At 63.4% G+C, this 14729-nt stretch carries 12 protein-coding genes; 2 read left to right on the top strand and 10 right to left on the bottom strand.

The window, feature by feature from the left end; all coding sequences use genetic code 11:
* The first annotated feature begins 153 nt into the window (after nt 1-153).
* Both JVH1_RS39240 and JVH1_RS39235 read left to right on the top strand, forming a co-directional pair.
* The gene (locus tag JVH1_RS39240) at nt 154-1098 is read left to right on the top strand and encodes a CoA ester lyase (RefSeq protein ID WP_063720708.1); all 945 of its coding nucleotides are present in this window, start codon (nt 154-156) and stop codon (nt 1096-1098) included.
* A gap of 32 nt (nt 1099-1130) precedes the next feature.
* Nucleotides 1131-2468 carry an MmgE/PrpD family protein gene (locus tag JVH1_RS39235; RefSeq protein WP_157174066.1) on the top strand — a complete coding sequence of 446 codons (1338 nt, stop codon included), beginning with the start codon at nt 1131-1133 and terminating at the stop codon, nt 2466-2468.
* Between the two features lie 315 nt (nt 2469-2783).
* Here JVH1_RS39235 and JVH1_RS39230 read toward each other — a convergent pair whose 3' ends face one another.
* The 10 genes from JVH1_RS39230 to JVH1_RS39185 form a co-directional block, all read right to left on the bottom strand.
* Complete coding sequence (locus JVH1_RS39230) at nt 2784-3983, bottom strand: acyl-CoA dehydrogenase family protein (RefSeq protein ID WP_009478629.1); 1200 nt, start codon at nt 3981-3983, stop codon at nt 2784-2786.
* 57 nt (nt 3984-4040) lie between these two features.
* Nucleotides 4041-5009, bottom strand: coding sequence for an alpha/beta hydrolase (locus JVH1_RS39225; RefSeq protein WP_009478630.1), 969 nt, complete (start codon nt 5007-5009; stop codon nt 4041-4043).
* Nucleotides 5006-6199, bottom strand: coding sequence for a CaiB/BaiF CoA-transferase family protein (locus tag JVH1_RS39220; RefSeq protein WP_009478631.1), 1194 nt, complete (start codon nt 6197-6199; stop codon nt 5006-5008). The genes JVH1_RS39225 and JVH1_RS39220 overlap by 4 nt, the downstream gene beginning before the upstream one ends.
* A gap of 427 nt (nt 6200-6626) precedes the next feature.
* Nucleotides 6627-7262: a TetR/AcrR family transcriptional regulator gene (locus tag JVH1_RS39215; RefSeq protein ID WP_009478632.1), complete on the bottom strand. Its 636-nt coding sequence runs from the start codon at nt 7260-7262 to the stop codon at nt 6627-6629.
* 198 nt (nt 7263-7460) lie between these two features.
* Complete coding sequence (locus tag JVH1_RS39210) at nt 7461-8105, bottom strand: response regulator transcription factor (RefSeq protein ID WP_009478633.1); 645 nt, start codon at nt 8103-8105, stop codon at nt 7461-7463.
* Nucleotides 8098-9648 carry a GAF domain-containing protein gene (locus JVH1_RS39205; RefSeq protein ID WP_009478634.1) on the bottom strand — a complete coding sequence of 517 codons (1551 nt, stop codon included), beginning with the start codon at nt 9646-9648 and terminating at the stop codon, nt 8098-8100. Before JVH1_RS39205 ends, JVH1_RS39210 begins: the two co-directional genes overlap by 8 nt.
* Complete coding sequence (locus JVH1_RS39200) at nt 9638-10285, bottom strand: TetR/AcrR family transcriptional regulator (protein ID WP_009478635.1); 648 nt, start codon at nt 10283-10285, stop codon at nt 9638-9640. The genes JVH1_RS39205 and JVH1_RS39200 overlap by 11 nt, the downstream gene beginning before the upstream one ends.
* An 87-nt stretch (nt 10286-10372) precedes the next feature.
* Complete coding sequence (locus JVH1_RS39195) at nt 10373-11638, bottom strand: NAD(P)/FAD-dependent oxidoreductase (protein ID WP_043781430.1); 1266 nt, start codon at nt 11636-11638, stop codon at nt 10373-10375.
* Nucleotides 11639-11641: 3 nt separating this feature from the next.
* Entirely contained in the window at nt 11642-12943 is a 1302-nt protein-coding gene (locus JVH1_RS39190) for a cytochrome P450 (RefSeq protein ID WP_043781432.1), read from the bottom strand.
* Nucleotides 12944-13041: 98 nt separating this feature from the next.
* The gene (locus JVH1_RS39185) at nt 13042-14646 is read right to left on the bottom strand and encodes a GMC family oxidoreductase (RefSeq protein WP_009478638.1); all 1605 of its coding nucleotides are present in this window, start codon (nt 14644-14646) and stop codon (nt 13042-13044) included.
* Nucleotides 14647-14729 lie beyond the last annotated feature (83 nt).

Raw genomic sequence — 14729 nt, 5'->3', positions numbered from 1 at the left:
AGTCAAATGTCTCGTCCTGGCTCGATGCCCTCAAAGTCTCTATTCGTAAACCCGGTTTCTGGGTACGCTTCCGGCTTGAGCGACTGCGCTCGTAACTCTTTCGACTGTGTATGCAACCGGTCGTCGTTGATCCGAATCGAAGGTGAGTTCTTGATGACCCGTACTTTCCGTCCACGCCGATCCTGCTTGGCAGTGCCGGGTAGCAATCCCAAGATGCTGACCAAAGCGCAGGGCCTCGCGGTCGACGAGGTCTTCCTCGACCTCGAGGATTCCGTGGCGCCATCGGCCAAGGTCGCCGCGCGCGCCAACATCCTCACAGCTCTCCACGAAGGAGACTGGCGCGGAAAGGTCGTCGTCGTTCGGGTCAACGACGCCGAAACTCAGTGGGCATACGACGATGTCATCGAGATCGTCAGGGGGGCCGGCACCATTATCGACTGCATCATGCTTCCCAAAGTGGAGAAGCTCGCGCACATTCATTGGCTCGATGTCCTGCTCGGTCAGCTCGAACGGGACCTGGGGCTCCCGGAGGGCAAGATCGGCATCGAAGTACAGATCGAGGGCCCGTCAGGTTTGAGCATCGTCGATGACATTGCAGCGTCGACTCCGCGAGTGGAGACTCTCATTTTCGGTCCGGGAGACTTCATGGCGGCAATGCAGATTCCGACCCTGGTGATCGGCGAAAACAGCTACGGCGGCCACAACCCCATCGATCCTGTCTTCATGACGCTCGCGGTGACGGCACGCAAGTACGGCTTGCAGGTCATCGACGGCCCCTACGCTGTCATCGGGGACACCGAAGGATTCCACCGGGCGGCAGTGCACGCTGCTGCGTTCGGCTTCGACGGCAAGTGGGTGCTCCATCCCACCCAGGTGGAGGCCGCGAACTCGGTGTTCTCGCCCGCGCAGGACGCCTACGACAAGGCCGAAGCCATTCTGGAGGCATACGACTACCACCGCTCCGCCGACGGCGGAGGACGGGGCGCTGCCATGCTCAACGGTGAAATGATCGATGAGGCCAGCCGCAAACTCGCACTCGTCACAGCAGAAAAAGGACGACGAGCGGGTCTGACGCGGACAGCTGAACTCGCTCGGTGAGTATCGGAGACGGCGGCGGTCCGCTCAGGCAGTTGGTCGTCGCCGCCGCCGAACTCCGCTTCGAAGACCTTCCGGGCGACGTCGTTGCCGCAGCCAGCCGCAACATTCTCGACACCATCGGTGTCGCACTGGCGGGCGCGGACGAACCCGTCACCGAGATCGTGCGCAAAGCCCTGACCGTCGAGGACACCGGGTGCGGTCCGGCCCGCATCTGGGGCACGACCTCACGGAGCTCGGCGATCGATGCGGCAACGATCAACGGCACGGCCGCCCACGCCCTGGACTTCGACGATTGGGCGCCGGGCTCGGGTATCCACCCCTCGGCTCCCATTCTGCCGGCAGTAATGGCGGTAGCCGACGAGATCGGTAGTAGCGGCGCAGACGTCATCACCGCGTACATCGCCGGCTATGAAGTCCAGGAACGACTCGGATTAGCTGTCGGCTCGAGCCACTACGACCTCGGGTTTCATACCACGGGGACGATCGGAACATTCGGCGCCGCGACAGCGGTAGCGCAGATGCTCGGAGCCGGCCCCCATCAGATGTCGACCGCTCTGCGGGTGGCCGCGACCCAGGCTGCGGGACTGAAAGCCATGTTCGGCTCGATGGGCAAGCCTCTGCACGCGGGACGCGCCGCTGCGGCCGGCATTCTGGCAGCACGCCTGGCCATGAGCGGATTCGTCGCATCGAGCGATTCGGTCCTCGGGGAACAGGGATTTGTCCCCACCCATGCAACCGGTCTCGACGACGCCTGGCTGCATGCGCGGTTCGATGAGTTGTGGCTCGTTCGGGATACTCGAATTAAGCGCTACGCAGCCTGTTTCGGCACCCACGCCGCCATCGACGCTGCGCTGACCTTGCGTGCCGATCCGCAGTTCGACCCCGCAACGATTGAACGCATCGAGCTCGACATCCCTCGAATCTGCGTCGGAGTGTGCACCATCGCCACACCGACCACGGCGCTCGAAGCCAAATTCAGCATCGCCTTCGTGATCGCAGCGGCCCTCATCCATGGCACCGCGGGCGTCGAGCAGTTCACTGCAGCCTCCCTCACCGACCCTGCGGTACAGCGGCTCGCGCAAGTGGTGCGTCTGCGTCCCAATGACTGGATGGACAAAACCAGGACCGATGCCCGAGTGTTCTTCACCGGTGGCCGGCTCGCATCGGCATCGGCCGATGCGAACCGAAGCTGGACACATCTTTCCGACAGCGAGCGCGTCGCGCAGGTAAGAGGCAAGTTCACCACCCTGGCCGCGCCGATCATCAGCTACGAGCGCGCTGACAGACTCGCCGATCGGATCACGAACCTAGTGCACTGCCCCGACATGAGCACCATTGCCGACGATTTGGTGCCGCAACACAAGCAGTAGGGCATCCACCGTTCGCGTGAGCACAGACTGCGTAGCCCGCCGACGTGCTCGCCGACCATCGCCGCAAGATCGAGATAACAAACCACGGTCAGTGGGAGCCCCGGTGGGTGGTTCGCAGGTGCGGTCGCCACCCACCAGGGAGTTTGTGGAGTACGGACTGGCGTCTGTTCGTCATTCCGTCACAGGGTGCAGCCGAACCTGCGAGTTGTGCCCAGGTCTTCTGCTGGAAGCACCACTCTGGTCTGTCGGCACCACGGGGCGGCGTTCTTTACTGGCCGGCCTGTTGGCCGGCGACGAAGGGATTGTGGAGTCCGGTCAGCGCGGGGGCCGCGGCAGAATGCGGTCACTGATGATTTTTTGCTGGATTTGACTCGTGCCCTCGAAGATGGTGGTCAGCCGCGCATCTCGCCAATACCGCTCGATGGAGTGCTCGCGGGTGTAACCGTTGCCGCCGTGCAACTGTAGCGCCTGCCCGGTGACCTCGACCGCCATTTCCGTCGCCAGCAGCTTCGTCATCGCGGCTTCTTGTTCGCAGGCCACGCCGTTGTCCATCAGGTTCGCGACGTACTGGTAGAACGTGCGGGCTTGAGCCACCTTTGCGGCCATGTCCGCCACGGTGAATCGAAGGGCTTGAAAGTCGCCCAGTGGGGATCCGAACTGAACACGCGTCTGCAGGTACGCGACGGTGTCTTCGAGAGCTGCCCGGGCAAGGCCGACGGCACGTGCAGCTGTTTGTACTCGGGCTACGTTCAGCCCGTTGACGACCGCCTTGAATCCCTGGCCTTCGGCCCCGGAGAAGCCGAACGGTTCGACCATGTCGTCAGCGGCTGCCTGTACCTCGTCGAAGGTGAGATTCCAGCTGACAATGCCGTGGTAGCCGATTTTGTCGATCGGTTCGCCCGTGACGCCTGCAGGGAAGCTGTTGCGGTCCTTCGGCAAGGCGAATGTCCGGATGGGACCCGGGTCCGGGCCGTCCTCGATCCGACACATGACCAGGATGAAATCGCCCTCGTAAGCGTTTCCACACCATCGTTTGTGACCGCTGATGATGTATCGATCGCCGACCCGGCGAGCGACAGTCTGAATCGAGCCCAGGTCCGATCCGGCGTCGGGCTCGGAAAACGCTGCTGCCCCGATCCACTCACCTCGTGCACTGCGTCTGGTCAACTCGTCTCGGCGGTCTGGATCGTCGAAACGTGTTCCCAGTCCCTGAGCGCGCGCGATGATCGAGGCCACGCTCATCCACGACCGGGACAGTTCTTCCGAGATCATGGCGTATTCGAAGACCCCCAGACCGAGACCGCCGTATTCGGCGGGCACCGTGATCCCGAAGTAGCCCAACTCGGCGAGTCGGTCCATGAGGTGGGCCGGAATCGCTTTTTCGGTCCGGTCATGGAGGTTCGCGGCGGGAAGGACCTCGGTACTGCTGAAGGCGCGGACAGTAGTCAACAGTTCAGCGCGTTCGGCGGTCACCCAGGGCGGTTGCAGCTGCGGCGGTTGGACCGCCACCAGCACGTCTTGACTTTGGTTTCGATTCTCTGTCAGCAATTTTGACTCGCTTTCGGCATAACTTCAGGATTTCAACGACGCCGCCGCGGCGACCGAAGCGTTCGCGTGTGACGGATTCTTCTCACGGCCGAATGCCTGTGCGACGAACGCGGTCAGGTATCTCAGCGCTCGCTGCGACTCCGGGACCTTGGATGCAAAGAAGGGGAAGATGTGGATCATCTCCGGCCACACATCGAGATCGACACTGCCACCCGCGTCCCGGATCCTGCGCGCCAAGCGGAGTGAATCGTCGAGTAGTACCTCGGCTGTTCCGCACTGGATCAGCACCGGTGGCAACGAGTGCAGGTCGGCGTACAACGGGGAGGCCAGGGGATCGGTCGGATCGCCCTGTTCGCCCAGGTAGCGAACGGCGTAGGAGTGACTTCCTTCCGGGGTGACGATCGGATCGGCGTAGGCCTTCTCGAGTACCGATGCCCCGGTGTGGGCCAGGTCGGTCAATGGAGAGATGCACACGGCGGCGGCAGGTAGCGCGATTGCGGCATCACGCAGTGCCACCATCATCGACACGGTCAATCCGCCGCCGGCAGAATCACCGGCCACGACTATTCGATCAGCGTGTACGCCCGAATCGATGAGCCAGCGGTACGCGGTGACCGCATCATCGAGGGCAGCGGGGAACCGGTGTTCGGGGGCCAACCGGTAGCCGACCGACAGCACAGCCGAACCGGAGCCTTCCGAGATGCGTGCGCAGAAGTCGCGATATCCCTCGATCGATCCGATGGAATAGCCGCCGCCGTGCAGGTAGAGCACGACCTGCGAGCGATCACAGCCGGGTACTCGAGTCCACTCGACGTCGACGCCGTTCGCATTGTCGCGTACGAATTCGGCCGCCGGGGGATTGTAGAAGGAGGCCGCGAACTTTTCGAAGTTGGCTCGTAGCTTGGGCACGGTCGTGGTGTCGGCGCGAAACGGGGATTGCCGCAGACGCTCAACCAGATCGGTGAATTCCGGGCTCACCTCATAGGCAGTCACCTCGCGACTCCGTGGACGGTTGCGGCGCGGGTCTCGGCACGCAGGGCGTCCCCGTGCTCGTCGAGCTGGGGTGCTCGGGCGCCGACAGTTGCCTGAGTTCGACTGAACTTGATGGGTTGGCCGGCAACGATCGCCCGCTGGGTGGATCCGGGGTTCTCGATCTCGACGAGCATCTTTCGAGCCCATGCGTGGGGGTCGTCGAAGATGTCCCGGATGTCGTTGACAGGCCCGAACGGAACCTTTCCACCCAATTTTTCGCGGAGCTCCGCCCGCGTGAGGTCGCGCGACCAGGTGTCGAGGATGTGCCGAATCTCGGAGCGGTGCTCGACACGGCAACCCTCGTCCCGGAACCGGGGGTCAGTGATGAGTTCCGGCATTTCCATGATGCGGCACAGCGCCTCCCACCTCAGCTGGGTGGTAGCGGCGATGGCAATCCACCCGTCCTTGACTTCGAGCACGTCGAAAGGGGTGAGAATGGGGTGCGTGTTGCCGATCGGCTTGGGTACCTGTCCGGTGTAGGAGTACTGGTAGACCATGCGTTCGCAGAGGGAGAGCATGGCATCGAACATCGACACGTCGATCTGTTGCCCCTCCCCGGTCTGTTGAACTTCCCACAGTGCGGCCAGAACGCCGATCGTCAACATCGTCCCGGGAAAGATGTCCCCGATGCCGGGGCCGATTTTGACAGGTTTTCCGTCTTCGGTTCCCGTGATACTCAGGGCCCCCGCCATGGCTTGGATGGTGATATCCATTGCAGGCCAATCAATGTAGGGACTTTCACCCGACCACGCAGCCCCGAAACCGGTCAACGATCCGTACACCAGACGCGGATTGACGCGGCGCAGTTCGTCGTAGGAGATATTGAGTCGCTCGACCACCCCCGGGCCGAAGTTCTCGACCACGACGTCGGCAGTGCGGACCAGGTCCAGTAACTCCGCGTGCCCCTGCGGGGTCTTGAGATCGAGAACGATGCTGCGCTTTCCGCGGTTGATGCTCTGGAAGTACCCACCGAGTGTTTGCTGACCGTCCGTGCTGGTCGGGTACGGCCCCACTCTGCGCGTGACCTCTCCGCCCGGTGGCTCGACTTTGATGATGTCGGCTCCCAGGTCGGCAAGAATCATGGTGCCGTACGGTCCGGCAAGTGCAGCGGTCAAGTCGATGACGCGCACACCCGAAAGTGGGCCGGTCATAGCGTTCTCCTTCGTTGAGCTGACACTGCGCGGCAAGAAGGTCCAACTCGAGTCGCGTCAGTTCCAAAGCAGCTCCGTGTTCAAGCGGCGGGGTCGAGATGTTGCGGGTACACGTACGCCTCATACGGGCGAGCCATTTCCCTCAATCAAGTCAAGACCTATGGTGCACGTCACAACAGGGTCGGTGGACGCGTCTTGATCGAGACATTCGTCGCAATGCCACCTCGCACCCCGCAATTGGCGAGCATTCAGACCACGACCAAAGGTCATCGGCGACAAAAATAGAGTGCTGCACCTGTGTGTTCGGGTGTGTCACGGCGGAGAATCGAACACTCGGCGGGGGTCCGCCGTCAGAGACCGCGCCTTGTCGTCCACGACGGCCAGCACTGCCGCCCTCTTGCCGTCGACGGCGCAGCTGGCGGCCGGGTCAATCGCGCTCGTCGGGGGCGCCCAGCAGGGCGAGTTGGCGGGCGAGGCTGGTCAACCCGCCGGCAAAGTCGACTCGATCCTCGTCGAGCATCCATCGGTACGCGAGGCCCCGCAGGGCATTGACCGCCAGTTCGGTGATCTCCGCCGGATCGACGCCATCTCGGAGGCGGCCGGTTTGCCGCCCGCGGGCGACCTGTTGCGTGAGGCTTTCGATGTAGTCGGCATGCAGATCGGCGACAAAGCCGTGAAGTTCGGGGATGGGTTTGAGGCCTTCGAAGAGCAACGCGTAGAAGCCTCGAATTGACTGGGTCGAGTTCGAGGCGTCCTTTCCTATCTCCTCGATAACGGCCAACAGGGCGTCGATACCCGTGCTGTGGGCAAGGGTCTGGGGCAGTTGTCGGTGACCGAAGCGTTCGCTGAGCCGTGTGATGAGGGCCTCGACCAGAGCCGACTTGCTGCCGAACCGTCGACTGACCATGCCGTGGCTGTATCCGGCGCGCTTGCCGATCTCGGCCAGTGTCGTACGGTCGTATCCCACTTCCGCGATGAGCTCGGCGGTAGCTTGCAACAGGCGTCGGGTAGATAGATTTGAGCGTTCCGACTGCTTGTTCCCAGTGCGATCGACACCGGTCACCCGACACCCTCCGTCTGAGTTGGTAGTTACCTATCAACTTTAGCGTGTCGCTGCCGATGTGTCGCTGCCCGTCGATCTCGCCCGGCCGTCAGGGGATGGACCGTAGCTGATCCGGGCGACGTCGCGCCGGGACCGATTGGCACGAACCTCACGCGGTTGCCGGAGACGATCGTGGGCACGATCGGCGCATCGACCCGCTCAGAATGTGGCGATACCCTCTCGGATCGCCCAGAGCGCCGCTTGGATTCGCGACGACAAGCCGAGTTTGGAGATGATGTGACTGACATGCGTGCGAGCGGTTCGTTCGCTGAGGAAGAGCGCATCCGCGATTTCTTGATTCGAGTAGCCCCGGGCCACCAACGCCAGCACTTCGCGTTCCCGGGCAGATAGGGCGGCCCCGTGACCGGTTCTCATGGACCGCGCGAGTACCTGTGCGACAGCCGGGTCGAGGTGTACCTGATCGCGTTGCGCCGATCTGATGGCGGTGATGATCTCGCCGGGGTCGGAGCTCTTCAGCAGGTAACCGGTGGCACCAGCCTGCAACGCGGCGTGCACCCGTTCGGTCTCCGAAAAGCTTGATAGTGCAATTATTTTCAGGTCCGGATGCGTGGCGCGCAGGGCAGTGATTGCGCCCACACCGTCGAGTTCGGGCATGACGAGGTCCATCAGGATTACATCGGGTAGTTGGCCCGCTGCGGCATGCGCCCGGAGCTTGTCGATCGCCTGTTTCCCGTTTTCGGCCTCACCGATGACGGTGACATCCTTTTGCGTGGCGAGAAATGCCCTCAGCCCGTGGCGAACCAACGTATGGTCGTCGACCAGAAATACCGATATCTCATCCATCGTGTGCAACCTCATCTCCCGCGCCCGGATCATCACCGAGGGGACTCAAACTGGGAATTTCCACACGTACAGTGGTGCCGTGTGCTGGGTCGCTCCCGGGGCGGGAGCGTACGGTCAGCTTTCCGCCGTGTGCTTTCACCCGCTCCGACATCGAAACCAGGCCGAAAGAGTACTGGTCATCGCTGGGGCCGGAGAAACCTACTCCGTCGTCGACGATCGTCACCGTCAAGACCGATGCGTCCGCGAACGACCGCCGGATCCGCACGACCGCACTCGTCGCTTGCGCATGCTTGACGACGTTATGGATCGCCTCGCCGACAACCATGAACAGGTCTTCTTCGACGGTCTCATCGAGCTCGTAGAACTCGTCGTCGGATTCGACCGTCAGGGATAGGCCCTCACGCGCGGCAACCGCGGCGACGTGTTTGCGGATTGAGGGGACCAATCCTTCCTCGCCGAGGGCGGCGGGGCGGCGGTGCATGATCAGGGCCCGCATCTCCGTTTGCGCCCCACAGACGAGTTCGTGGATCTGCCGGACTTGTTCGACCAGGTCGATGTCCTCACCGGTGTCGACGCTGACTTCGAGAGCTTTGGTCCGCAACGACAGTGAGAACAATGCCTGAGTGACCGAATCGTGCATGTCCCGGGCAAGTTTGCGGCGTTCTTCCCGTGCTGCTTGCAGCTCGAGGCGCTTGAACATCTGCGCGTTCGACACCGCGATCGCCGCCTGGTCGGCCATCGCGGCGATGAATCGGATGTCTTCTCGGTCGGGCGCTCGTCCCTCGGTCAAGAAGCCGGCGAGCGCACCGATGACCTTGTCTCGGACGACCAACGGAACAGCGACGTAGGTGTCCCAGTCCATAGTGCGAAGGAGGTCGTGGACGGGGTGCCATCGAGGGTCTGCGAGGGCAGCGTCTCGAAACTTCTCCGAGATCACGATGCGTGCCTCGTCGATCGCTTTCGTGGTGGCCAAGGGTGCGCCTTGGCGGCGGCACAACTCGATTCGCTCGCCGTAGTCGACTGGAAGGCCCGACTTGCCGACATGGTGGAGTGCGCCGGTGGCCTCGTCGACGAGGATGACGGCGCAGGTCGCCATTCCCACGGTGTCGCGCACCTCGGCTGCGAGCCTGTCGAGAACGACGTCGAGCTGGTTCTCGCATGCGATGGCGGCCGCAGTCCGGGTGAAGGCGGCGAGCGCACGCCGGTCACGCACAGCGGGGTCGGTGGGGCAGAACCGTACGACTCGGCACCCTTCACCGGTGTCGAGCTGGGCCGGGCGGATGTGATACTCGACTTCGGCCGTGCCGATCCACACCGTTCCGTCGATGCAGTGATTTCCCGACTCCGGCCAGTTCCGGTCGCCGAGGAACACCGCTCGTCGGCCGATCAGGTCGGCATCGCCGGAGCCGAGGATGCGCTGGCCCGCGGGGTTGACGGTCAGGTAGCACCCGGATGCGTCGAGGACCGCCAACCCCTCGTTGCTCAGGTCGATCAGCGCCTCGTGCGGGGTCCTGCGATCGCTGCTGGTCTGGTCAGCGGCCATCTCGGCGGTCCTCGGGTGGGGCGGCGAGATGGACGAGCTGACGCGCGAGCGAATCGAGGCCACAGTTGAAGTCCACCCGATCCTCGTCGAGCAACCACCGGTATGCCAGGCCCCGGAGAGCATTGACCGTGAGTTCGGTGATCTCGGCGGGGTCGACCCCTTGGCGAAGTCGACCCGTCTGACGGCCGGCTGCCACTTGTCGGGTAAGGCCGGCAACATACCTGGCGTGGAGGTCTGCGACGAAAGTGTGCAATTCCGGGATCGGTTTGAGACCTTCGAAGAGCAGGGCGTAAAAGCCGCGGAGCGATTCCGGCGAGTTCGCAGAGTCCTTCTGGATCTCGTCGAGGACTGCCAACAGTGCGTCGACTCCCGTTGCATGGAGCAGAGTGCCCGGAAGCTGCTCGTGCCCGAAACGTTCACTCAACTTCTCGATCAGGGTTTCGACGAGCGCGGATTTGCTACCGAATCGCCGACTGACCAGACCGTGGCTGTAGCCTGCACGTTTGCCGATCTCGGTCAGGGTCGTCCGGTCGTACCCCACCTCGGCAATCAACTGTGCCGTGGACTTCAGTAGTCGCCGGGTCGACAGACCCGAGCGTTCTTCCTGCCGGTTTCCCGAACGAACCGAGTCGGTCACACGACACCTTCCAAATTAGTTTGTTGCTCACCATCTACCATAGCGAGTGTCGTGTGACCTCCCCTCCGGACGCGGGTATCCGGCGGATCAGGAACGGACGGGCGCCCCGGACGGCACTTCACGCAGGGCGATGGACTGGTCCTCGATGCGTCGCCGGTCGATCCGAACGCCCTCGGCGATCCAGCGCTTGCCGGCCATGAACTCGGGCGCAGAATTGACCGTCTCGACGGCGCGCACGGTGTCGTCGTCGGCGAGATGAAACACCGCGAAGCGGTCGTCGGCGGGATTGCCGCGAACCACCGCGGTCGTCGCGTCCACCAAGAGGCCGGCGATCTTGATCTTGGCATCGAACTGGTCCGACCAAAACCACGGCACCTCCGGTTTGGGCGCATCGAGCCCGAGGATGGCGGCGACCGCCTGGCCGGCCTGCTCCGTCGCGCTGGGAATGCTCTCCAGCCGGAACCGGCCAGGATAGGGAGGGACCGGCCGACTCGTGACATCGCCGATCGCATACACCGACGGCGCGGACGTACGGGCGTCGGCGTCGACTACCACACCCGTGCTGTCACAGTGGATGCCGGCGGCGCGGGCCAACCCGTCACAGGGGAGAACCCCGACCCCCACAAGCGCACCGTCGCAGTCGATTACCGTGCCGTCGGCCAGACGCAGAGCACGGACCGCCCCTTCCTCTCCGGGAAGGAACTCCTGCAGGTCTGCGCTGGTCAACAGTCGGGTGCCGCGGTCGCGGTGGTATCCCGACAACCACGTCGACAGGTCCGGGCTTGCTACTCGACCCAACGCACGCTCGGCGCGTTCGACGACGGTGATGTCCACCCCGTGCTTGAGGCCCGCGGCGGCCACCTCGAGACCGACGTACCCGGCGCCGACGATAGCGACTTTGGTACCGGGGCCGGCGCCAAGCAAATCTCGCAGTGCCAGGGAGTCTTCATAGTTGTGCAGGCTGGTCACACCGCGGAGGGAGGAGCCGGCAATGGTCAGATCTCGTGGACGTGCCCCGGTGGCCAGGATCAGCGACGAGTATTCGAGGGTCGTTCCGTCATCGAGCCGCACCACCTTGCGGTCAGGATCGATCATCGAAACCTGCTGTCCGCGAATGAGGTCGATTCCCTCGCTGCGGTAGAACTCGGACGGTCTCAGCGGATCCAGTGCGCCGTCAGGGCCGGACAGATAGGACTTCGACAACGGGGGGCGGTGGTAGGGCAGGTGTTCACTGTCCCCGACGATGGTGACCGGGGCGTCGAATCCGCGTTGGCGAAGCAGTGCTGCGGCGGTGATGCCGGCGTGGCCGGCGCCGATGATGACGGCGCCGACCACGGAGGTTTCCGTACTCATCGGTTAGGCCTTCGTGATGCTGACCGGAAGGGACTTCAGGCCGGACAGGAAGTTGGCTGCCACATACTTGGGTTCTCCGACAACCTCGACCTTGCGGATGCGAGGAAGCAGTTCCTCGAACAGGATCCGCATCTCCAGCTTGGCCACGTGCTGGCCGATGCACATGTGCGGACCGTGACCGAAGGCGATGTGCTTGTTCGGGCGCCGAGTGATGTCGAACTGATCCGGGTTGTCGAAGACTTCCTCGTCCCGGTTCGCCGACGGGTACAGCAACATGACGTGGTCGCCGCGGTGGAGCTGGCGGCCACGGAACTCGTGGTCCTGGGTGACGACACGCTGGAAGTGTTTGACCGGAGAGATGTACCGGACGGCTTCCTCCACCAGCGAGGGAATCAGTGACAGATCACCTCGGACCTTCTCGAGCTGATCGGGGTTGTCGGCGAGTGCCTTGATGGCACCGGACACGGTCGACGAGGTGGTGTCGTGACCGGCCGTGGCGATCGCCACGTAGTAACCGTTGATGAACGAGGGCGAGAGGTACTCCCCGTCGACCTTGGCGTTGGCGATGATCGACGCGAGGTCATCGGTAGGGTTCTTTCGGCGTTCGGCGGCCAGATCGTTGAAGTACGTGGAGAAGTCGTCGATGGCGGCCTTCCACATACGGGCCATCGCGTCCGGTTCCGGAACCATCTCGGCCCGCTGGGTCTCCGGGTCGGCAGGTCCGAACATTTCCTGTGTCAGGGTGAGCATCCGGGGCTCGTCCTCCGGCGGCACTCCGAACAGGCTCATGATGACCCGCAGTGGGTAGTAGATGGCGAAGTCCTTCACGAAATCGCACTCGCCGTCGAACGAGAGCAGCCGGTCGACCGCATCCTTGGCCAACGTGCGGATTTCGTCTTCGCGCTTGCGCACACTCGCGGGCATGAACCAGGCACTCGTGACGTTCTTGATCTTGGTGTGCTCGGGTGCGTCCATGTAGGCCAGCGTGTCCAGGGTGCGGCTCCCACCGCTGTTGACCATTTTCAGGAAGCCCGCACTGGCACTGTCGTTGATGTTCGGCTCGTCCATGCCGCTGGCGAATACCGCGGGATTCTTCTCGATCTCCAGGATGTCGGCGTGCTTGGTGGCAAGCCAGATCGGGTCGTATCCCTCGACGTGCGCGACCCCGAACGGGTTGTTCGCACGAAGCCAAGCAAACGCCGGGTACGTGACGGCCTGCTCGTCGGTGTAGGACTCCGGCAGGATAGCGGCCTTCGCGATGTTTTCGGGAACGCGGTAGTCCTGCTCGGTCAGGTGTGCAGTCATGGTGTTCAATACCTCCTCCGGTCGATGTGTTCGACCGGATCGATGTGCAGAAAGAGCTGAACTGGAGTGAGTCGAGGTTGTTTCGTGACGGTTTCGGGTTAGACGGCGACAGCGTCGGCAGTGGCCACGTCGATGGACTTGCCGAGAATCAGATCCGCCCCACGCTCACCGATCATGATCGCCGGGGCGTTGGTGTTGCCCGAGACGATTCTCGGCATGATCGATGCGTCTACGACGCGCAAACCCTCGATGCCGTGGACCTTCAGGTCCGGATCGACGACACCCTCTCCCGGAACACCGATCCGGCAGGTGCTGGTGGGGTGGTACATGTGCTGGGTGTCGGCGCGGACCCATGCGGCGAGTTCGGCCTTGCCGACACTCCGGCCGGGATTGACCCGTTCGCCGAACGTCGTAGACAGTTCCGGTCGACCCGCGATTTCCTCGGCCAGGCCGATGGCGCGGATGACCGCGTCCACCTCGGACTGCTGCGAGAGCAGATTGCTGACGATGCGCGGTGGGGCTGCCGGATCGGACGAGCGCAACCGCACCGAACCCGACGAGGACGGGCCGTTGTAGGACAGCCCGATCGTGACACCGCCGACCGTCGGTCGGCGGAAACCGTGGTCCCAGAAGAAGCCGGGAACGAACACCATCTGGAAGTCCGCGGCGGGCAGGGACGAGTCGGATCGCCACAGCACCGCGGCCTCGGCGGCGTTCGACGTCAGCTTGCCCGTACCCTCCGCGAGCCACTGATCCATGTACGCGGGCTGGGCGAGGTCACTGATCGTGTCGGTGCTGTCGGTGTCCCAGTGCAACAACGTCAGCGGATGATCCTGCAAGTTACCGCCCACGTGCGGAGAGTCGAGAACGGTGTCGATGCCGATCTCCCGCAGATGCTCGGCCGGGCCGATTCCCGAGAGCATGAGAATCTTCGGGGAGTTGTAGGCGCCTGCACTGAGAATGACCTCACGATCGGCGACCGCCGTGTGCAGAAAACCGTCCTCGATGTACTCCACGCCCACCGCCCGGTTCCCGTCGAGAACGATCCGTCGCACGAGAGCTCCGGTGACGACCTCGACATTGGGCCGCTCCATCGCCGGCCGCAGGAATGCATCCGCCGCTGAGCAGCGCCGACCTTGGTGTGCGGTGACCTGGAACAGTCCGGTGCCGTCCTGTTGTGCGCCGTTGAAGTCGTCATTTCGGGCGATGCCGCTGGAAGCGGCAGCATCGATAAATGACTCGGCATGGGGAGAAAGCCAGCGATCGCGCGTCACATGCAGGCCGCCGTCGTGCCCGTGGAATTCGTCGCGGATGTCGGCATTGTTCTCGGACCGCTTGAAGTACGGCAACACCTCGTCGTATGACCAACCGGTGGCGCCGAAGTCGTCGACCCAGCGGTCATAGTCGGTGCGAGCACCGCGCATGTAAATGAGGGCGTTCATCGACGAGCAGCCGCCGAGCATCTTCCCGCGTGGCAAGAACAGGCGCCGACCATACAGTCCCGGCTCGGGCTCAGAGTTGTAATTCCAGTCGTTGGGACCCTGGAACATTCCGGCGAACAGGGCAGGAATCTTGACCAGGGGGTCATCGTCGGAGCCGCCGGCCTCGAGGACGAGGACGCGTGCTCCGTCGGCGCTGAGCCGGTCGGCGAGGACGGAGCCGGCAGAACCTGCTCCGACGATCAGATAGTCACACTGCTTCACTACAGGTCTCCATCGGACTTGAAGGGTCCCGGTTGCATGGGAAGGGTGTAAGCCGTTCCAGCAGAGGGGATCTCAAAGGAAGG

Source organism: Rhodococcus sp. JVH1, assembly GCF_000280725.2.
In the GTDB taxonomy this organism is placed as follows: domain Bacteria; phylum Actinomycetota; class Actinomycetes; order Mycobacteriales; family Mycobacteriaceae; genus Rhodococcus_F; species Rhodococcus_F jostii_A.
Note: the sequence above shows the minus strand (reverse complement) of the source record. Positions and strands in the feature narration are given on the sequence as shown.